Origin of the sequence: Corynebacterium timonense (assembly GCF_900105305.1) — a bacterium.
Taxonomy (GTDB): domain Bacteria; phylum Actinomycetota; class Actinomycetes; order Mycobacteriales; family Mycobacteriaceae; genus Corynebacterium; species Corynebacterium timonense.
The window spans coordinates 1964055-1983292 of record NZ_LT629765.1 but is presented as its reverse complement, the minus strand read 5'-3'; the positions used below and the strand labels follow the sequence as shown (position 1 = coordinate 1983292).

General features: G+C 67.9%; 17 protein-coding genes and 1 pseudogene. 13 read left to right on the top strand and 5 right to left on the bottom strand.

Features of this window, described 5'->3' with window-relative positions:
- Positions 1-17 precede the first annotated feature (17 nt).
- From BLT81_RS09400 to BLT81_RS09390, 3 genes are all read right to left on the bottom strand, one after another.
- On the bottom strand, positions 18-1754 hold the full coding sequence (locus tag BLT81_RS09400; RefSeq protein ID WP_019193834.1) for a long-chain-fatty-acid--CoA ligase: 1737 nt from the start codon (positions 1752-1754) through the stop codon (positions 18-20).
- Between the two features lie 67 nt (positions 1755-1821).
- A complete protein-coding gene (locus tag BLT81_RS09395; protein WP_019193835.1) occupies positions 1822-3528 on the bottom strand; it encodes a long-chain-fatty-acid--CoA ligase in 1707 nt (568 codons plus the stop codon).
- Positions 3529-3719: 191 nt separating this feature from the next.
- Positions 3720-5486, bottom strand: coding sequence for a long-chain-fatty-acid--CoA ligase (locus tag BLT81_RS09390; RefSeq protein ID WP_269208316.1), 1767 nt, complete (start codon positions 5484-5486; stop codon positions 3720-3722).
- Positions 5487-5692: 206 nt separating this feature from the next.
- On the opposite strand from BLT81_RS09390, the gene BLT81_RS09385 reads away from it, so the two are divergent.
- From BLT81_RS09385 to BLT81_RS09365, 5 genes and pseudogenes are all read left to right on the top strand, one after another.
- On the top strand, positions 5693-6613 hold the full coding sequence (locus BLT81_RS09385; RefSeq protein WP_331271097.1) for a MinD/ParA family ATP-binding protein: 921 nt from the start codon (positions 5693-5695) through the stop codon (positions 6611-6613).
- Between the two features lie 21 nt (positions 6614-6634).
- Positions 6635-7894, top strand: a pseudogene (gene mshA / locus BLT81_RS09380) (D-inositol-3-phosphate glycosyltransferase); the annotation flags it as partial.
- 69 nt (positions 7895-7963) lie between these two features.
- Positions 7964-8743, top strand: coding sequence for a phosphoglyceromutase (locus BLT81_RS09375; protein ID WP_019193839.1), 780 nt, complete (start codon positions 7964-7966; stop codon positions 8741-8743).
- A 49-nt stretch (positions 8744-8792) separates the two neighbouring features.
- Positions 8793-10046, top strand: a complete 1254-nt coding sequence (locus BLT81_RS09370) for a sensor histidine kinase (RefSeq protein WP_019193840.1) — start codon at positions 8793-8795, stop codon at positions 10044-10046.
- A complete protein-coding gene (locus BLT81_RS09365; protein WP_019193841.1) occupies positions 10043-10732 on the top strand; it encodes a response regulator transcription factor in 690 nt (229 codons plus the stop codon). The genes BLT81_RS09370 and BLT81_RS09365 overlap by 4 nt, the downstream gene beginning before the upstream one ends.
- Before the next feature lie 18 nt (positions 10733-10750).
- On the opposite strand, the gene BLT81_RS09360 is transcribed toward BLT81_RS09365, so the two are convergent.
- Entirely contained in the window at positions 10751-11635 is an 885-nt protein-coding gene (locus BLT81_RS09360) for a hypothetical protein (protein WP_019193842.1), read from the bottom strand.
- Between the two features lie 60 nt (positions 11636-11695).
- On the opposite strand from BLT81_RS09360, the gene BLT81_RS09355 reads away from it, so the two are divergent.
- The 5 genes from BLT81_RS09355 to BLT81_RS09335 all read left to right on the top strand — a co-directional run bounded on the left by BLT81_RS09355 (position 11696) and on the right by BLT81_RS09335 (position 15024).
- On the top strand, positions 11696-12640 hold the full coding sequence (locus tag BLT81_RS09355) for a Ppx/GppA family phosphatase (RefSeq protein ID WP_040421183.1): 945 nt from the start codon (positions 11696-11698) through the stop codon (positions 12638-12640).
- Positions 12640-13440, top strand: a complete 801-nt coding sequence (locus BLT81_RS09350; protein WP_019193844.1) for a hypothetical protein — start codon at positions 12640-12642, stop codon at positions 13438-13440. Before BLT81_RS09355 ends, BLT81_RS09350 begins: the two co-directional genes overlap by 1 nt.
- A gap of 48 nt (positions 13441-13488) precedes the next feature.
- Positions 13489-14295, top strand: a complete 807-nt coding sequence (gene proC / locus BLT81_RS09345) for a pyrroline-5-carboxylate reductase (protein WP_172812425.1) — start codon at positions 13489-13491, stop codon at positions 14293-14295.
- Between the two features lie 178 nt (positions 14296-14473).
- On the top strand, positions 14474-14665 hold the full coding sequence (locus tag BLT81_RS09340; protein WP_019193846.1) for a helix-turn-helix domain-containing protein: 192 nt from the start codon (positions 14474-14476) through the stop codon (positions 14663-14665).
- A gap of 257 nt (positions 14666-14922) precedes the next feature.
- Entirely contained in the window at positions 14923-15024 is a 102-nt protein-coding gene (locus BLT81_RS09335; RefSeq protein ID WP_003855542.1) for a 30S ribosomal protein bS22, read from the top strand.
- A 494-nt stretch (positions 15025-15518) separates the two neighbouring features.
- On the opposite strand, the gene BLT81_RS09325 is transcribed toward BLT81_RS09335, so the two are convergent.
- Positions 15519-16562, bottom strand: coding sequence for an HAD-IB family hydrolase (locus BLT81_RS09325; RefSeq protein WP_019193848.1), 1044 nt, complete (start codon positions 16560-16562; stop codon positions 15519-15521).
- An 86-nt stretch (positions 16563-16648) separates the two neighbouring features.
- Here BLT81_RS09325 and BLT81_RS09320 point away from each other — a divergent pair, with 86 nt between their 5' ends.
- From BLT81_RS09320 to hemC, 3 genes are read left to right on the top strand one after another with little or no spacing between them, the layout of a single operon-like run.
- Positions 16649-16888, top strand: a complete 240-nt coding sequence (locus tag BLT81_RS09320; protein WP_019193849.1) for a glutaredoxin family protein — start codon at positions 16649-16651, stop codon at positions 16886-16888.
- Between the two features lie 49 nt (positions 16889-16937).
- Positions 16938-18263 carry a glutamyl-tRNA reductase gene (locus tag BLT81_RS09315; protein ID WP_081582879.1) on the top strand — a complete coding sequence of 442 codons (1326 nt, stop codon included), beginning with the start codon at positions 16938-16940 and terminating at the stop codon, positions 18261-18263.
- Positions 18263-19144, top strand: coding sequence for a hydroxymethylbilane synthase (hemC, locus tag BLT81_RS09310; protein ID WP_019193851.1), 882 nt, complete (start codon positions 18263-18265; stop codon positions 19142-19144). Before BLT81_RS09315 ends, hemC begins: the two co-directional genes overlap by 1 nt.
- The last annotated feature ends 94 nt before the right edge of the window (positions 19145-19238 follow it).

Here is a 19238-nt window from a genome sequence, read left to right as displayed (position 1 = left end):
AAAATGCTCTCCCGGCCCTAGTCTTTCTCGCCGACTGTGGTCTCGTCGCCGGAATCGAGCATCTCCAGCAGCTCGGCCTGCACCTCGCGGCGGCGGATCTTGCCCAGCTGGTCGCGGGGCAGCTCCTCGAAGTGATAGAAGGTGCGCGGGACCTTGTAGCGGGTGAGGTGCTCCCGGGCGAACTCCTTCAACCCTTCTGGCTGCAATGGGGCGCCCTCGCCGAGGGTGACGCAGGCGACGACGTCCTCGGAGCCGTCCGGGCGGGGGCGGCCGACGACGGCGACGTCGACTATGTTCGGGTGCGTGCGCAGGACGCCCTCGACTTCCTGCGGGTAGACGTTGAAGCCGCCGGTGATGATGAGCTCCTTGATGCGGGAGACGAGCTTGACAAAGCCGTCGGCGTCCATGAATCCCATGTCGCCGGTGCGGAACCAGCCGTCGTGGAAGGCCTTCTCCGTGGCCTCCGGGTTGTTGAGGTAGCCGCCGAAGACCTGGGGGCCGCGGGCGAGGATCTCGCCCTCCTCGCCCAGCGGGCGCTCTTCGTCCGGGTTATCGGGGTTGACCACGCGGATCTCGGTGTCGGGGAAGGGGATGCCGACGTAGCCGGGGCGGCGGTCGTGGCTCTGCGGGTTACCGAGAAGGATCGGGGAGGTCTCCGTCAGGCCGTAGCCCTCGATGAGGTGCCCGCCGGTGAGGGACTCCCACTCGGCGATGGCGGACTCGGGCAGGGAGGACGCGCCGGAGAAGCCGATTTCGACGCTGGACATGTCGACGCCCTCGTCCTTGGCCGCGTTGATGATGCGCTCGAAAAGTGTCGGCACACCGGGGATGAAGGAGGGGGTGCGCTTCTTGATCGCGCTCATGATCAGCTCCATCTTCGGGGCCGGAAGCAGAACGACCTCGCTGCCGATGAGGAAGGTTAGCGTGAGGGAGAACGTCAGGCCGTAGGCGTGGAAGAAGGGCAGGGTGGCCAGCATCCGCTGGCCCGGTTCCTGCAGCTGGCGCACCCACGCCACGCCCTGCCAGGCGTTCGCGTGCAGGTTGGAGTGCGTCAGCTGCGCGCCCTTCGGCTTTCCGGTCGTGCCCGAGGTGTAAAGGATGAGCGCGGGGTCCTCGGGGCGCAGGCTATCCGGGTAGGTGACGTCGCGCCCGTCGCCGCCGATCGCGAGGCCGGTGAGGTCCTCCCAGGGCACGGCGTTGGACGCGGGACCCGTGAGCTGCTCGCGCAGGGCGCGCACCTTCTTCACCGGCAGGCGCAGAGCGAACTGCTGCAGGCGGGGCATCGCCTTCGTCATGTCGACGCTGACGACGATCTCGAGGTTGGTGTCGGAGCGCAGCTTTTCCGCCGTATCCGCCACCTTGTCCCACACGATGGCGACGCGCGCGCCGTGGTCCTGGAACTGCGGGCGCAGCTCCGAGGCGGTGTAGAGCGGGTTGTGCTCGACGACGACGGCGCCCAGCAGCTGGACAGCCATAAAAGCGGCGACGTGCTGGGGGCAGTTCGGCAGCATGATGGCCACCCGGTCGCCCGGGCGGACCCCGAAGGCCCGGAGGCCCGCGGCGGCGCGGCGTACTTCCTCGTCGAGCTCGCCGTAGGTGAGCGAACGGCCGAAAAACCACGTCGCCGGCCGGTGGGCGTTCATGGCGAGGTTTTCCTCGTACATCTGCGGCAGGGTCGTCGTGCCGTATTCGAGGGTGTGGGCCGTGAACTCGGGGTAATACTGTAACCAGGGTTTATTCTCTACAGAAGACATGTGTCCCCAGTATAGGTGCGCCTTTCTTTTGGCGCGCTATTGTTTTCGGGGCGTGCTCTACCTGCCCCTATTCGCTGCGCGCGGTCCCTTCCTCGATCATGGTGAGCAACGTCTTTTGCACGGCCTTGCGGCGGATCTTGCCGGTCTGGTCGCGCTCGAGGGCATCGAAGTAGTAGAAGGTGCGCGGCACTTTGTAGGGGGTGAGGCGCTCCCGGGCGAACTCCGTGAGCCCGTCGGGGTCGAGCACGGCCCCCTCGTGCAGGGCCACGCAGGCGACCACGTCCTCGGAACCGTCCGTGCGGGGGCGGCCGACGACCGCGATGTCGTCGATGTCCGGGTGCTGCTTGAACACCTGCTCGACCTCGTCGGGGTAGACGTTGAAGCCGCCGGTGATAATCATTTCCTTGATGCGCGCGACGAGACGGATGAAGCCGTCTTCCTCCATGATGGCCATGTCACCGGTGCGGAACCAGCCGTCGTAAAAGGCCCGTTCGTTCGCCTCGGGCTTGTTCAGGTAACCGCCGAAGACTTGGGGGCCGCGGGCGAGCAGCTCGCCGGGCTCGCCGTCCGGCATCGTTTCGGCGGGGTTGTCGGGGTTGGCGATGCGGATGTCGGTGAGCGGGTAGGGCACGCCGACGTAGCCGGGGCGGTGCTTGCCGTTCATCGGGTTGGACGTCAGGATGGGCGAGGTTTCGGTGAGCCCGTAGCCCTCGACGAGGCGCCCGCCGGTGACCTTCTCCCACTGCGCGAGGGTCGCGGCGGGCAGCGTTGCCGCCCCGGAGAAGGAGTTGCGGATGGACGTGAGGTCCTTGTTGTTCTCTGTGGCCCAGGCGGCGATGCGCTCGTAGAGCGTGGGCACCCCGGGCAGCATCGTGGGCTTGGTCTTCTCGATGGCGGGGTACATCAGCTCCGGCTTCGGCGCCGGCACCAGGATGATTTGGGAGGCATTCGAGATGGCCAGAGAGAAGTTGAGCAACAGGCCGTAGACGTGGAAGAGGGGCAGGATGGCCAGGACTTTTTCTTCCTTGGAGCCCCAGTCCTCGAGCCACTCGAGCCCGGTGACGAGGTTGGCGTTGAGGTTGCCGTGTGTCAGGGGCGCGCCCTTGGGCTCGCCCGTGGTGCCGGAGGTGTAGAGGATAAAGGCGGTGTCCTCTTGGGTGACTTCCGTGTGCGGCGGCTCGGCGTCGGCCGCGAGCAGGTCGCGGAAGGCGATGGTGCCGGGGGCGGCAGCACTCAGCTCCTCGCGCTTCGCGCGGATGGACGGCAGGGGCAGCTTCAGCGCGGTGCGCAGGTGCCACGGCATCGCGTCGATCATGTTGACGCTGACGATGGTGCTCAGCTGGGTCGCGGCGGCGAGGTCGCGGTAGACGGGGGCTGCCTTGTCCCACACGATGGCGACGGTCGCGCCGTGGTCGAGGACCTGGCTTTTCAGCTCGTAGGCGGTGTAGAGCGGGTTGTGCTCGACGACGGCTGCGCCGAGCGAGTGCACGGCGAGGATGGACACGACGTGCTGCGGGCAGTTCGGCAGCGCGATGACGACGCGGTCGCCCCTTTTCACGCCGAGCCCGGCCAGCGCGCCGGCGACGCGCCGGACCTGCTCGTCGAGCTGGCCGTAGGTCAGTTCGGCGCCCATGAACCACGTGGCCTTGGCGTCGGGGCTCTGGGCTACCGACTGCCTGTAGCGCGAGACCAAGGTGTGCTCGCCGAGGTCCGGCTCGGGGTTGGTCCAGTCGGCGTAGTGGCGCAGCCAGGCTTTGTTTTCGTACGCTCCCATGTCGGTGGGCCCTTTCTCCGTGAATGGCGTAACGGTTAGCTTTGATGGGCTAAGTACCTAGGAAGTATAGGGCTCGCCGTGTGCCGCTACGTACCTTTTCGCCCCGCAAAATTCCGCCCCCAACAAACGAACCGAAGGCGGGGGTTCCGGCCTTCGGTTCGGGGTGTGGGGCGTATCGGGGCGGGGCGCGGTTAGTCCTTCTCGCCGACGGTGGTGTCGTTTCCGCTGTCGAGCATGTCCACGAGCGTTTGCTGCACCTCGCGGCGGCGGATCTTGCCCGTCATGTCGCGGGCGAGCTCCTCGAAGTGGTAGAAGGTGCGCGGCACCTTGTAGGGGGTGAGGCGCTCGCGGGCGTAGTCGCGCAGTGTGTCGGACTGGATCACGGCGCCCTCTCGGAGGGTCACACAGGCGACGACGTCCTCGGAGCCGTCTGCGCGGGGGCGGCCGACGACAGCGATGTCCTCGACGTCCTCGTGCTGCTTGATCACCTGCTCGACCTCGTCGGGGTAGACGTTAAAGCCGCCGGTGATGATCATTTCCTTGATGCGGGAGACGAGGCGGATGTAGCCGTCCGACTCCATGATGCCCATGTCGCCAGTGCGGAACCAGCCGTCGTGGAAGGCCTTCTCGGTGGCCTCGGGCTTGTTCAGGTAGCCCTTGAACACCTGCGGGCCGCGCACGAGAAGCTCGCCGGGCTCGCCGTCGGGCATGGTCTCGTCCAGGTTATCCGGGTTGCCGATGCGGACCTCGGTGTTGGGGAAGGGGATGCCGATGTAGCCGGGGCGGTGGTTGCCGTCCATCGGGTTGGCGGTGACGATCGGGGAGGTCTCGGTCAGCCCGTAGCCCTCGACGAGCACGCCGCCGGTGATGGACTCCCACTTCTCGATGGTGGAGGCGGGCAGCGTCGACGCGCCAGAGAAGGAGTTGCGGATCGACGGGTAACGCTTGTCGTTGGCGATAGCGCCCTCGGCGATCTTTTCGTAGAGGGTGGGCACGCCGGGGAAGAAGGTCGGCGGGTTCTTCTTCAGCGCCATGGCGATGAGCGCTGGCTCCGGCGCGGGCACGAGGATCATCTCGGCGCCGATGCCGAGGGCGAGCCCGAGGTTCAGCGCGAGGCCGTAGACGTGGAACAGCGGGAGGATCGTCATGATCTTCTCGCGGTCTTTGCCGAGGTCCTTGACCCAGTCCAGGCCGCCCTTGAGCACGGCGTTGAGGTTGCCGTGCGTCAGCTGCGCGCCCTTGGGCGGGCCGGTGGTGCCGGAGGTGTAGAGGATGAGGACGGTGTCGTCCTGCTTGATGTCTTCGGCGGGGTGGAACTGCTTGTCGATGAGCGCCGCCTGCCACGGCATCGTGGCGGGGGCTGGGGCGGAGAGCTTCTCGCGCATCGCCTTCAGCGGGCCTACCGGGACCTTGAGCGCCAGGCGGTAGGGCAGGGGCATTGCCTCGATCATGTTGACCGAGATGATGGTGGACAGCGGGGCGTCCGAGCGGATTGTGGAGACCATTTCGGCGGCCTTGTCCCACACGATGGCGACCTTCGCGCCGTGGTCCTGGAACTGCGGCAGCAGCTCGGCCGCGGTGTAGAGGGGGTTGTGCTCGACGATGATGGCGCCGAGGCGCATGACCGCGGCGAAGGCGACGATGTGCTGCGGGCAGTTGGGCAGCAGGATGGCGACGCGGTCGCCCTTCTTCACACCCATCTCCTGCAGGCCGGCGGCGAGCTTGAGCACCTGCTCGTTGAGGTCCGCGTAGGTCATCGTCTGCCCGAAGAACCAGGTGGCTACGCGGTTCGAGTGCTTCGCGAGGTTGCGCTCGTAGATATCCACGAGGGTGTCCGAGTCGAGCTCGATCTCGCGCGGCGTCCACTTTGCGTAGTGCTGTAGCCAGGCTTTTTCTTCGTAAGCGCCCATTGAGGGTTTCTCCTTATCGCTTTCCGACGTTCGATTGGTGCTTAGTATAGATAAATGAATCGTGCTGCGTGTCACAATCCCACGGAAAGCGTGAGGGGGAATACATCATTGGGCGGTTTCCGCGTGCGGGCGGGCCGGGATGGTGTAAGAACGTGGGTATTCGCGCCGCGGCGGCGCGCACACAAGGGGGGAGAAAAACGGTGAGCATTCACACGCCAGTACAGGGACACCAGGGTGAAGGGCCGGCTGGGGGGTTGGACAACAGCCTCGTCGTCAACCCAGTCAAAGCGGCCCCGGCTCGGGGGTGGCGCCGGGTCGTGCACGCGGTGTCGGGGGGACGGCTGAACCCGGGGGCGTCGATAAGCGAGGTGCGAGAAGCGCAGCTCGAGGAGGCGATTCGCGCGCCGCTCCGGGGCGACTACCGCATCGCGGTGATGTCGCTGAAGGGCGGCGTGGGCAAGACCACGACCACGGTCGCCCTCGGCGGGGTCTTCGCGGCCGAGCGCGGCGACCGCGTCATCGCGATCGACGCCAACCCGGACCTCGGGACCCTGGCGCAGCGCGCCGCCGTGGCCGCGCCGGCAACGATCCGGGACCTGCTCAGTGCGCCGGACACCTCGCGTTACCCGCAGGTCCGCGCCTTCACCCACCAGGCGAGCTCGCGGCTTGAGGTGGTCGGCTCCGAACGCGACCCCGCCGTTAGCGTCGCGTTCAGCGAGGCGGACTACCGCCGGGCGGTGGACATTCTGCAGCACCACTACAACATCATCCTCACCGACTGCGGCACCGGACTCATGCACTCGGCGATGGCGGGCGTGCTGGACCTGGCGAACACCCTCGTACTGGTCACCTCGCCCGCGCTTGACGGCGCGCAGTCGGCCTCGGCGACCCTCGACTGGCTCAACCTGCACGGCTACGACCAGCTGGCGGCCAACGCCGTCGTGGTTGTCTCCGCCTCCGCCCCGGGCGCTCCCAGCATCGACATGGACCGGCTGATCGGGCACTTCGCGGCGCGCACGCGGGCCGTACACACCATCCCCTACGACCGGCACCTCGCCGAGGGGGCCGTGGTGGACCTGGGCAGGCTGGCCCCGGCGACGCGCCGGGCCTACCGCGAGCTGGCGGCCACCGTCGCCGCCGACTTTTCCTCCTGGCACCGCCACGCCGCGTGGTAGCAGCGCCGTAAGGTGGACCCCATGCGCGTTGCCATGATCTCCATGCACACGTCCCCGCTGGAACAGCCGGGCACCGGCGACGCCGGAGGCATGAACGTCTACGTGCTCAACGTGGCGCGCGAGCTCGCGCGCCAAGGCGTCATTGTCGACGTGTTCACCCGCGCCTCGCGGCCCAGCCAGGGCGAGGTCGTCGAGGTGGAACGCAACCTGCGGGTGGTCAACGTCATCGCCGGGCCCTACGAGGGGTTGAGCAAGGAGGAGCTGCCCACCCAGCTCGCCGCTTTCGCCGGCGGGATCGTACAGTTCGCGCGCACCCGCGAGCTAGGCTACGACCTGATCCACTCCCACTACTGGCTGTCCGGCCAGGTCGGGTGGCTGCTCGCGGACCTCGCGCGCGTGCCCCTCGTCCACACCGGGCACACGTGGGCGGCGGTGAAAAACGCCGCCGGCTCCCCGGACACCGCCGCCGAGGGGGAGGCCCGCCGCATCTGCGAGCAACAGCTGGTGGACAACGCCGAGACGCTCGTGGTCAACACCGACAATGAGCGCCGAGAGCTGGCCAGCCACTACGACGTCACCTCCGCCGTGATCCGGGTGGTCACGCCCGGGGCGGACACCGCCCTGTTTACGCCCGGAACCAACCGCAACACCGAGGTGGCGCGGCGCGACTTAGGCCTGCCGTTGCACGCGAAGGTCATCGCCTTCGTGGGGCGCCTGCAGGAGTTTAAGGGGCCCCAGGTGCTCATTCGTGCGGTCGGCGAGCTGCGGCGGCGCGAGCAGGAGCTCGAGGTGCGGGTGGTGCTGTGCGGTGGGGCGTCGGGAAGCGAGGCGAGCGTTGCGCGCTACCGCGACCTGGCCTGCAAGGAGGGTATCGGGGCGCAGGTGCGCTTCCTCGGGCCGCGCCCGCCAGAGGAACTGGTAAGCGTGTACCAGGCGGCCGACGTCGTGGCGGTGCCCAGCTACAACGAGTCCTTTGGCCTCGTCGCCGTGGAGGCGCAGGCCGCCGGCACCCCCGTCGTCGCGGCGCGGGTCGGCGGGCTGCCGCTCGCGGTTGCCGACGGCCGCACGGGCGTCCTCGTCGGCAGCCACGACCCGGAGGAATGGGCGGCCGTGCTGGGCGACATCCTGCGCGACGACCCGCGCCGCATCGCGATGGGCCGTAACGCCGTGGCACACGCGGCCGGGTTCAGCTGGGCCGCGGCCGCGGAGAAGCTGGAGGAGGTCTACCGCGACACCCTCAACTCCTTCGCGCCGGGAGCGCACGAGCGCGCCGCCTTCGGGGGTAGTAGCGCCCGCCAGGTCCCCGGTAGGCAGGCGGCGCCCGCTGCGTTGTCGTGGCATGCTAGACGCATGGCACACCAACAGTCACAGCTGCAGTCACGGCACGGCACCCTGATCTTGGTCCGACACGGGCAGAGCGAGTGGAACAAGTCCAACCAATTCACCGGCTGGGTCGACGTTGATTTGACCGAGCAGGGCGAGCAGGAGGCCGTCAACGCCGGCCGCCTGCTGGTCAAGGAGGGCGTCCTGCCCGACGTCCTGTTTACGTCCCTTCTGCGCCGCGCCATCCGCACGGCGAACATCACGCTCAACGTGGCGGACCGGCACTGGATCCCCGTGCAGCGCAGCTGGCGCCTCAACGAGCGCCACTACGGCAAGCTGCAGGGCCTGAACAAGGCCGAGATTCGCGAAGAGTTCGGCGAAGAGCAGTTCATGACGTGGCGGCGCTCCTACGACACCCCGCCGCCGGAGATCGACACGGACAACGAGTACGCCCAGACGGACGACGCCCGCTACGCCTTCCTCCCCGAGGTGCCGCGCACCGAGTGCCTGAAGGACGTGGTGGAGCGCTTCTTGCCCTACTACGTCGACGTGATCCTGCCTGAGGTGCTCGAGGGCAAGAACGTCATGGTCGCTGCGCACGGCAACTCCTTGCGCGCCCTGGTGAAGTACCTCGACGGGATTTCCGACGAAGACATCGCCAGCCTGAACATCCCCACCGGCATGCCGCTGATCTATGAGTTCGACGCGGCCGGCTCCGTGCTCAACCCCGGCGGGACCTACCTCGACCCGGAGGCCGCCGCGGCCGGCGCGGCAGCCGTGGCCAACCAGGGTGCCCAGCAGGGGTAGAGATCGTATCGGCGCGGCAGGCGGCCGCGCATCTGTGGAAAGGTAACACGTGTCCCCCGTCCTTGCGTTCGTCCTTGGCGTAGCGCTGTGCGCCCTGGTGGTGTGTGCCGTTGGCGCTGCGCGCCGTTGGCGCGGGGGCGCCGCCAGGGACGCGGAGCCTGCAGAATCCGCAGTGTCCACCCTCAGCGAGGTGTTGCACCTGTCCATGCAGGGCTCCCCGACGGGCGTGGCGGTGATGAACCGGGCGGGGCGCGTGATCCTGTCCAACTCGCGCGCCCACGACATGACGCTCGTGCACGACCGCACCGTCAACCCCGTGGTGTGGAAGGAGGCCGTGAAGGTCTTCGGGGACCAGGAGGACCGCGAGCTCGAGCTGGTGTTGCCGCAGCGCCCCACGGCAAACCGGATCCGCAACGTGCGCGCCTTGGTGAAGCCGCTGACCCTGAGCGAGAACACCTTCGTTGTGGCGTACGGCTCCGACGAGTCCGAAAACGTGCGCATGGAGTCGGCGCGCCGCGATTTCGTGGCCAACGTCTCGCACGAGCTGAAAACCCCGGTGGGCGGCATTTCGCTCCTCGCCGAGGCCCTCCTGGAGGACCCGGCGGACCCCGAGATGGTGGACTATTTTGGCACGAAGCTGCTCAAAGAGTCCCAGCGCATGGGCGAGATGATCACGGACCTCATCTCCCTGTCGAAGCTGCAGGGTGCCGAGGCGCTGCCCGACATGACGCTCGTGCGGGTTGACGAGATCATCGACGCCGCCATCCAGCGCAACAAGGTCACCGCGGAGAACCGGGAGATCGAGCTGACGCGCAGCGCCCCCACGGGTCTGCGGGTCGTCGGCGACAAGGCGTTGCTGACCGCCGCGGTCTCCAACCTGGTCTCCAACGCCATCAATTACTCGCCGAACGGGCAGCCGGTGAGCATCACGCAGAAGGTAGTGCGCGACAACGTCGTGCTCATCCGGGTCACGGACCGGGGCATAGGCATTGCGCCGGAGGATCAGAAGCGCGTATTTGAACGCTTCTACCGGGTGGACAAGGCCCGCTCGCGTTCGACGGGAGGCACGGGGCTTGGGTTGGCCATCGTGAAGCATGTGGTGATCAACCACGGGGGTAATATCAAGGTGTGGTCCCGGCCTCGGACGGGCTCGACGTTCACGATCGAGCTTCCCGTCTACGCCCCCGAAGAATTCGTGGCAGAAGCCGAACGGCCCGAACGGGAGGAAGAAGAGTCGGCCTCCGGGATCCGCAAGACAGTGAACCGGGTTGCGAGCCGTCGAAAGGAAAAGGAAGAGCAGTGACGAACATCCTTATCGTCGAGGACGAAGAATCCCTGGCCGACCCGCTGGCCTACTTGCTGCGCAAGGAGGGCTTTGAGACGACGGTGGCGGGCGACGGACCGACGGCGCTTGACGAGTTTGAGAAGACGAGCGTCGACCTTGTCCTGCTGGACCTCATGCTCCCCGGCATGAGCGGCACCGAGGTCTGCCGGCGCCTGCGCGCCACCTCCTCTGTTCCGATCATCATGGTCACCGCCCGCGACACCGAGATTGACAAGGTTGTCGGCCTTGAGCTCGGTGCGGACGACTACGTGACCAAGCCCTACTCCACCCGCGAGCTCGTCGCGCGCATCCGCGCTGTGCTGCGCCGCGGCGCGGACACCGACAGCGGCGACTATGAGGACTCGCAGATCGTCGAGGTGGGGCGGGTCAAGATGGACGTCGAAAGGCACACAGTGCTTGTCGACGGCCAACCGGTGCCCATGCCCCTGAAGGAGTTCGACCTGCTGGAGTACCTCATGCGCAACGCCGGGCGCGTGCTCACCCGCGGCCAGCTCATCGACCGGATCTGGGGCGCGAACTACGTCGGCGACACCAAGACCCTCGACGTGCACGTCAAGCGCCTGCGCACGAAGATCGAGGTCGAGCCCTCCCGGCCGACGCAGCTGGTGACGGTGCGCGGGCTGGGCTACAAGTTCGAGGCCTAAAGAGGCGCCCTCATCGGCCTACTCGCCGTTGGCCTGCGCCGTGGCCGGGTGCACCGAGCGGGCCGCGGCGGTCACGCAGGCGCGGGCCTCGCAGTGCCGCGCCAGGACCGCGTAGGGTTTCTCCCCGATGAGTGCGATGAGTTCGTCTTTCATCGACTTCCACACCGGGGTGCCCGCCCCGGCGCCGGGGGAGTGGCAGGTAGGCGAGGACGTGCACCACCAGTCGAAGTCCTCGCCGCCGCCTCCCCATTGGCGGCGGTCGTACTCGCCGATGGTGGTGCGCAGGATTTCTTCGCCGTCGGAACGCTCCTCCCAGGAGTCCTCGCGGGAAAACGGGACCTGCCAGCACACCTCGGGCTTGGAGCCCACGATGTTGCGCCCCTCGGCGATGGCCCACTGGTGCAGGGCGCAGCCCGGGCCGGTCTCAGCGTCGGCGCGGTTGGCGAAGATGCAGGCGCCGTCGACCACTTTCGTTTTTAGGTGGGGGCCGTCCTCGTCGTTTTCCCCTGTTCCTTCCTCGTCGTCGAACACGAGCCAGGGCTCGAGCACGACGGGGTCCGCGGCCGCGAGGTAGGAATCGACGTCGTCGGGGCGCAGCTGCCAGTACCTGGCGGGCATCTCGGCGACGGCGTTATAAAGGTCGTCGCGGTCGGACTCGTCCGCCAGGTAGGCGCCGTGGATGCAGCAGCCCACCACGGGGAAGGATGCGTCGATGCCCAGGCACTCCGGCGTGCCAAACCGGCACGACCACGTTGACTCGGCCCAGGTCAGGTCGATGGAAAAGTAGTGGGAGGGGTCGTCCGGGTGGACGAATTCAAACCAGTCGCGGGGGAAATCCGGGGTGATTTCCCGCCCTGCGAGGATCGATTTTCCAGCGGGGGAGGAGGCAGGAAATCCGAGCATCACGGGCGTAGAGGATGGTTGATTCACACTTGAGTACGGTAGACCCATTACTCTGTGGGTGTGCGACTAGGTGTATTAGACGTTGGAAGCAACACCGTTCACCTCGTGGCGGTGGATGCCCACGCCGGTGGGCGCCCGACCCCGATGAGCGACTGGAAGCAGCCACTCAGGCTTGTGGAGATGCTGGACAAGCACGGCAACATCGAAGACAAGGGTGTTGCCAAGCTCATCGACACCGTCCACGAGGCCAAGGACCTCGCGGAGAAGCTCAAGTGCGAGCAGCTGCTCGCCTTTGCGACGTCCGCAGTGCGCTCCGCCACAAACGCCGCCGACGTGTTGAAAAGGGTAGAAAAGGGCACCGGCGTGGAGCTGCGGATCCTCTCCGGCGAGGAGGAGGCGCGCCTGACCTTCCTCGCCGCTCGGCGCTGGCACGGCTGGTCCGCCGGGCGGATCACCAACCTGGATATCGGCGGCGGCTCCCTCGAGATCTCCAGCGGTATGGAGGAGACTCCCGACCTCGCTGTCTCCCTCGAGCTCGGAGCCGGCCGTCTGACCCACCAGTGGTTTGATACGGACCCGCCGGAGCGCAAGAAGATCAACATGCTCCGCGACTACATCGACGCCGAACTCGCCGGCCCCGCCGAGCAGTTCCGGGCCCTCGGCGAGCCGGGCCTGGCGGTGGGCACATCCAAGACGTTCCGCTCCCTCGCGCGCCTGACCGGCGCCGCGCCCTCCTCCGCCGGCCCCTTCGTCCGCCGCACCCTCACAGCCCCAGGTTTGCGCCAGCTCATCGCGTTTATTTCGCGCATGACGGCGGCCGACCGCGCCGAATTGGAGGGCATTAACGCGGATCGCTCCCACCAGATCGTCGCGGGTGCCCTCGTTGCGGAAGCCGCCATGCGCGCGCTTAATCTTGATAAGTTGGATATCTGCCCGTGGGCGTTGCGCGAAGGCGTGATTCTCAGGCGGATGGATCAAGGACACGACCAAGGAGATGACGTCTAATGTCTGAGGACAAGCAGCTCACCGTCGCCGAGCTTCTTGCCCGGGCGGGAAGCGATAACCGTGACGGTGGCGCCTCGCGCCCGCGCCGTCGCCGCAGCCTTGAAGACGGCGGCGTGTCCGTCGCTGAGCTCACCGGCTCGCTGAAGAAGGTCGAGGCGCAGCCGGTGGAGTCCAAGCACTCCAGCGTGCCCATCGACGCGCCCGCGGAGGAACCGGCACCCGAAAAACCGGCGCCTGAGGCGGAGAAGGACCAGGCCGCCGAGAAGCCCGATCCTGCGCAATCTGAGCCTGCGCAGCCCGCCGAGGCGCAGCCCGTCGAGACCCGGACCGTCGAGGCCCGGACTGCCGAGGCGGAGAAGCGGCCGGTGGCTGGGGCCAGCGGGCGGGTGGACGTCGACAAGCGTGCTGCCGTGGCTGAGGACGATACCTCCGTGATCGCCGTGGTCCCTGATACGGAGGATACGGGCGTGATCCCGGCTGTGAGGGAGACCGGCGACGAGCCCGCGGCGGAGTCCGCGACAGCGGCTGAGGCTGAGGCGGGCGACGATTCCTCGATCAACCCGTTCATCCTCGTGCTGCTGGTGCTCCTCGGCCTTGCGGTGGGTGTCGGCGGCTTCCTCGGTTTCCAATGGCTGTGGGCGAACACGCAGACGCTCGTTGCGGCGCTCGTCGCTCTCGTCGTCGTGGTGGCCATCGTCTTCGGCGTGCGCGCGCTGCGCACCGGCCGCGACGGCGTGACCATGGCCTTGGCGGGCATCGCGGGCGCGGTCATGGCGTTCGGCCCGGCGCTGATTGTCTAGCGCGCCTGTGGCACTCTGGGGTGCATGAACGCCATATCTGACATTGCGGTGGACAAAATAGCCGTCATTGGGGCCGGCAGCATCGGCGAGGCCCTGATCGCCGGGCTTGTCGACGCCGGATGTGACCCCCAGAGGATCACTGCCACAAACCGCACAAAGCGGCGCCGAGACGACCTCGCCGAGCGCTACGGCATCGTCACCACCGGCGACAACACGGAGGCCGCAGCCGACGCCGACCTGTGCTTCCTGTGCGTCAAGCCCTACCAGATCCTCGACATCATCGAGGAGATCAGCGACGTCGTGGCCCACAACGAGGCGTCCACAGCCCTCGTTTCCATGGCCGCCGGCATCACCATCTCCGCGATGGAAACCGCCTCCTCCGCCGGCACGCCCGTCGCGCGCGTCATGCCCAATACGCCGATGCTCGTCGGCCGCGGCGTCCACCTCGCCTCCTTCGGCCGCTTCGTCGAAGACACCCAGCGCGAGGGCATCACCGGCATCCTCGCCGCGACGGGGGAGGTCGTGAGCATAGACGAGCAGCTTATCGACGTCGCCACCGCCGTCTCCGGGTCCGGCCCCGCGTACTACTTCTTGTTCACCGAAGCTCTTATCGACGCCGGCGTCGCCCTCGGCCTCCCCCGCGACACCGCCGAACGCCTCGCCCGCGCCACCGCCGCCGGCGCCGGCGAAATGCTCGCCTCGGGACGTTCCCCGGCGGAGCTGCGGCACGCGGTGAGCTCCCCGGCCGGTACGACGGCCGCCGCGATCCGGGAGTTCGAGGAGTCCGGGCTGCGCGGCAGCGTCTACCGTGCGACGGAGGCCTGCGCGCGCCGCGCCCGCGAACTGGGCAAATAGACGTGCCCCGTCGAGTCACACCAGTGCCGGTAGGTTGACTGGCAAAACTCTGCAAATTTTTCGACACTTGAGTCGCACCCCGCCCACGGTTCACGCTAGGCTGGTTGCAGCACGTGCGCGTTCGTCCTGCGGGAGGGGAAGCCTGCAGCGCGGCCGTGCTTGAAGGGTTAATGAGTTTATGGCTAATGAAGAAAAGGGCAAGTTCCTCACCGTCGCCGAGGTCGCCGAGATCATGCGCGTTTCCAAGATGACGGTGTACAGGCTCGTTCACTCCGGAGAGCTCCCCGCCGTGCGCGTGGGCCGCTCCTTCCGAGTCAGCGAGAAGGCGGTCAGCGACTACCTCGACTCGTCTGTCTACGACGTCGGCTAAACCCGTTACCGCTAGGCCTCAGCCCGCCCCCGCTCACCGCGGGGGCGGGCTGAGGTTTTGGACTCGTGTGGTTTTCGGCCCGTCGGCGCTTTTGGTTTGCTGGGGCTTTTGGTCTGCTGGGCTGCGGGCGCTATGCTTGGAACATTCAGGCCGGTGACGGCGCGGGCGACTCGGAGAGTGCACCTCCCCCGCCCGACAAATTGCGCTAGGTCCGCCGGCAGGTCTGTACGTACAACCACACGAAACGAGGAAGCCTTATGGGTTCAGTGATCAAGAAGCGCCGCAAGCGCATGTCCAAGAAGAAGCACCGCAAGATGCTCCGCCGCACCCGCGTGCAGCGTCGTAAGCTCGGCAAGTAAGCCAGAGCGCAAGGCCCACACCGCCCCGTCGCGGTGTGGGCCTCTTTGTGTGCGGATGCCTTCTCTGGGCCTAGTCGACCTCAGCGTGTTTCGCCCCGGCGCGACCTGGGGTTTTGTGCCCGGGTTTTCGCTGAGGTCGACCAGGGCGTGGGGCGTAGTCGACCTCAGCGTGTTGTGGGGTTACGCGACCTGGGGTTTTGTGCCCGGGTTTTCGTTGAGGTCGACCGGCACACCGGTCCTAGTCGACCTCAACGCTTTCCGGGGTTGCGCGACCAGGGGTTTTACACGCAGGTTTTTGCTGAGGTCGACCGGCACACCGGTCCTAGTCGACCTCAACGCTTTCCGGGGTCACGCGACCTGGGGTTTTACACGCAGGTTTTTGCTGAGGTCGACCAGGGCGTGGAGCGTAGTCGACCTCAGCGTGTTTCAGCCCGGCGCGACCTGGGGTTTTCGTTGAGGGCGACTGCGACGCGCCAGGAGAACCCGACCACACCCTAGCTGCGCCGTCGCCACGCCCACGCAGCGGCGGCGGCGCCGAGGGCGACACCGGCCGCCGCGAGCAGCGCCGCCCGGTTCCCCGCGACGCGCCGCACGCGGCGGTACTCGCGCACGGCCCACCCGGCGGACTGGGCGTGAGCGCGCAGGGCCCGGTCGGGGTTGATGGCTACGGGCGTGCCCACCATGGACAGCATGGGAATGTCGTTGATGCTGTCGGAGTAGGCGGTGCACTGCTGCAGGTCGAGCTGCTGGATGGCGGCGAGGGCGGCGACCGCGTGCTTCTTGCCGGGGCCGTGAAGGATGTCGCCGACGAGGCGGCCGGTAAAGTAGCCGTCTTTCTCTTCGGCGACGGTGCCGAGCGCGCCGGTGAAGCCGAGGCGTTCGGCGAGTGCCTGGCCGATCTGGACGGGGGTGGCGGAGACGAGCCACACCTGTTGGCCTGCGGCGATGTGCATCGAGGCGAGCTCGATGGTGGGTTGGTAGGCCTTGGTGAGCACCTGCTGGTCCACGATCTCGGCGCACAGGTCGCGCAGCTCGTCGACGCTTTTGCCTTTGACCAGGCTGAGCGCGTGTTCGCGGCCGGAGGCGATGTCGTCGTGGTTTTCGCTGCCGCTGAGCCGGAAACGCAGCTGCTTGACCAGGGCGGGCAGGAGTTCGCGCAGGGTGATGAACCGGTGGCGCGCGAGCCCGGCGGCAAGCAGGACGAGGGAGGAGCCCTGGATAAGGGTGTTGTCGACGTCGAAGAAGGCGGCGGCCTCGGTGTCCTGCGGGATATCGGGGTCGGGCGGGGTCACGGTGGAGGTGCCGGCGGTGGCGAAGGCGCCGCTGACGGAGTCGACGCCGAGGGAGAAGTCCGCTAGGTCGATGCCGAAGGTGTCCTGGACGGCGGCCTCGGCGGCGGCTTGGCCGGCGGCGCGCTGGGCGTCGTCGTCGAGAGGCGGCATGGCCGTGTCCTCGAGGAAGCGCCGGAGGTTGCCGTGGGAGACGGACCATTGGGCGAGGAATTCGCTGCCGGGCAAATTCGCAAAGTCCGCGCTCATGGAGGTGATCAGCCTTTCGATGGGTGGGGGAGTAGCGTGAACAATGGTAAATCGTCGGGGGCCTGAACGCTTGCCAGGGAGTGGTGATGAGGAGAGTCGAGCTCATGGTGCGAGAGAGCTGCGGATCGTGCGCGCGTGTGGCGGAGCAGATCGCTCCGGTCGTCGCGAAGCATGGGGCGAGCCTTTCGCTTGTCGACGTCGACAAGGCTGCGGACCCCGAGCTGGCGATGGAATACGGCGACCGGCTGCCCGTCGTGGTGATCGACGGGGAGGAGTTTGCCTGCTGGGAAGTCGACAATGAGGACCTTGCGGCCGAACTCCGGTGACCCTGCGGCTATACTTTAGTTTGATTTTCAGACGTTTCGGAGGGATTTCGTGAGTGTTCTCGTCGTTGGGATGTCGCACCGCTCGGCACCCGTGGCGCTTCTCGAGCGGCTCAGCATGGACGCCGCCGTGCAGGAAGAGACGGCGACGACGCTTGTGGAGCAGCCCTCCCTGTCGGAGGCCATGATCATTTCCACGTGCAACCGGCTCGAGGTGTACGCGGTGACCAACTCCTTCCACAGTGGCGTCGAAGACATCCTCCGCGTCCTGTCCGCCACCTCCAAGGTGGGGGAACCCGAGCTGCGTACTTACCTGTACGTGCGCTACGCCGACGCCGCCGCGGAGCACATGATGACGGTGGCGGCGGGCCTCGACTCGATGGTGGTGGGTGAGCAGCAGATCATCGGCCAGGTCCGCTCCAGCTACCAGGACGCGGCGCGGCGCGGCACGGCCGGGCCGGGGCTGCATGCGCTGGCGCAGTCGGCGCTGCACGCCGGTAAGCGCGTCCACGCGGAGACGGACATCGACGACGCCGGCGCCTCCATGGTCACCCTCGCCTTCGACGAGGCCCGGCGGATCATGGGCGTCGACGACTTCCGCGGCAAGACCGCGCTCATCCTCGGGGCCGGGGCGATGGCCTCCCTGTCGGCCACGCACCTGGGCCGGTTGGGGGTGGACAAGCTCATCATCGCCAACCGGACGCGCTCGCGCGCCGAGCGCCTCGCTGAGCACTCCCGGGAGGCGGGGGTGCCGGCCGAGGTCGTTGACTTCAATGCGCGCGCCGGCGCGCTCGCCCGGGTGGACATCGGCGTCTCCGCGACGGCGAGCGGCGAGTTCACAATCACGCCCGAGGACATCTCGGGGCCGGTCATGCTCGCGGACCTGTCCCTGCCGCGCGACATCGACGACGCCGTGGCCGCGCGCGACGGTGTACACCTCGTCAACATCGAATACCTGCACAAGACGATGCTCGAGGGCGACACGGAAGACAGCAAGGCGCACCGCGCCGCCGAGGCGATCCTCGCCCAGGAGGTCGAGGCCTTCAGCACCCAGCAGCGGGTGCGCGAGGTGGGGCCCGCGGTGGCGCAGCTGCGCCGGGCCGCCAACGCGGTGACCGAGGCGGAACTCGAGCGGCTGCGCTCGCGGGTGCCCAGCCTCGGCGACGAGGAGTTCGAGCAGGTGTCGAGGACGGTGCGCCGGGTCGTCGATAAGCTTCTGCACACCCCGACGGTGAAGATCAAGGAGCTCGCGGCGACCGCGGAGACCGTGAGCGTGGAGACGGCGCTCGAAGAGCTGTTCGGGATCGAGACCGCCGCCGTCGCCGTGAACGCGGCGCAGCTGCCGCGGCTCGAGGAGATGCACACGAAGGAGAAGTAATGCTCAAAATTGGTACGCGCGGCTCGGCGCTAGCCACCACCCAGGCCGGGCACGTGCGCGACGCGCTCGCGGCGGCCGGCTACGAGGCGGAGCTTAAGGTCGTCACCACCGCCGGCGACCTGTCGCAGGACCCCGTCGAACGCATCGGGGTGGGGGTGTTCACTTCGGCGCTGCGCGAGGCGCTGTTCACCGGCGACGTCGACGTCGCCGTCCACTCCTTCAAGGACCTGCCCACCGCGCCTGAGCCCCGCACCCACCTCATCGTCCCGGAGCGCGAGGACAACCGCGAGGCGCTCATCGCCCGCGACGGGCTGACGCTGGCCGAGCTGCCCGAGGGCGCGCGCGTGGGTACCTCTGCGCCGCGCCGGGTGTCCCAGCTGAAGGCGCTGCGCCCCGACCTGGACATTCGACCGCTGCGCGGGAACATCGAAACGCGCATGGGCCGCGTCACCAGCGGCGAGCTCGATGCCGTCATCCTCGCCTACGCGGGCCTGTGCCGCGGCGGCCACGCCGAGCGCGCCACCGAGGTTTTCGCGCCCGAGGTAATCATGCCCGCGCCCGCGCAGGGGGCGCTGGCGGTGGAGTGCCGCGTGGACGACCAGGAGGCGCGCAACGCCATCGACTCCCTCGTGGACCCGGCGGCCACGCGCTGCGCCGCAGCCGAGCGCCAGGTGCTGGCCACCCTCGAGGCGGGCTGCACCGCCCCCGTCGCGGCCTACGCGCGCTCGGAGGGGGAGCAGGTTGTCGCGCGCGGCGGGGTGTTCGCGCTCGACGGCTCCGCCAGTCTGGTCGAGGAGGCCCGGGGCGCGGACGCGGCGGCCCTGGGGCGCACGATCGCCGAACGCCTGCTCGAACGCGGCGCGGCCGAGCTCATCGGGTAAGGCCCACGCGCTCGGCGGTTTTTGTTTCGGGGGGTATTCACTTTAAGGTGTATCTAGCACTTAGCACACAGTGATGTGCCGCGGCGCACCCGGC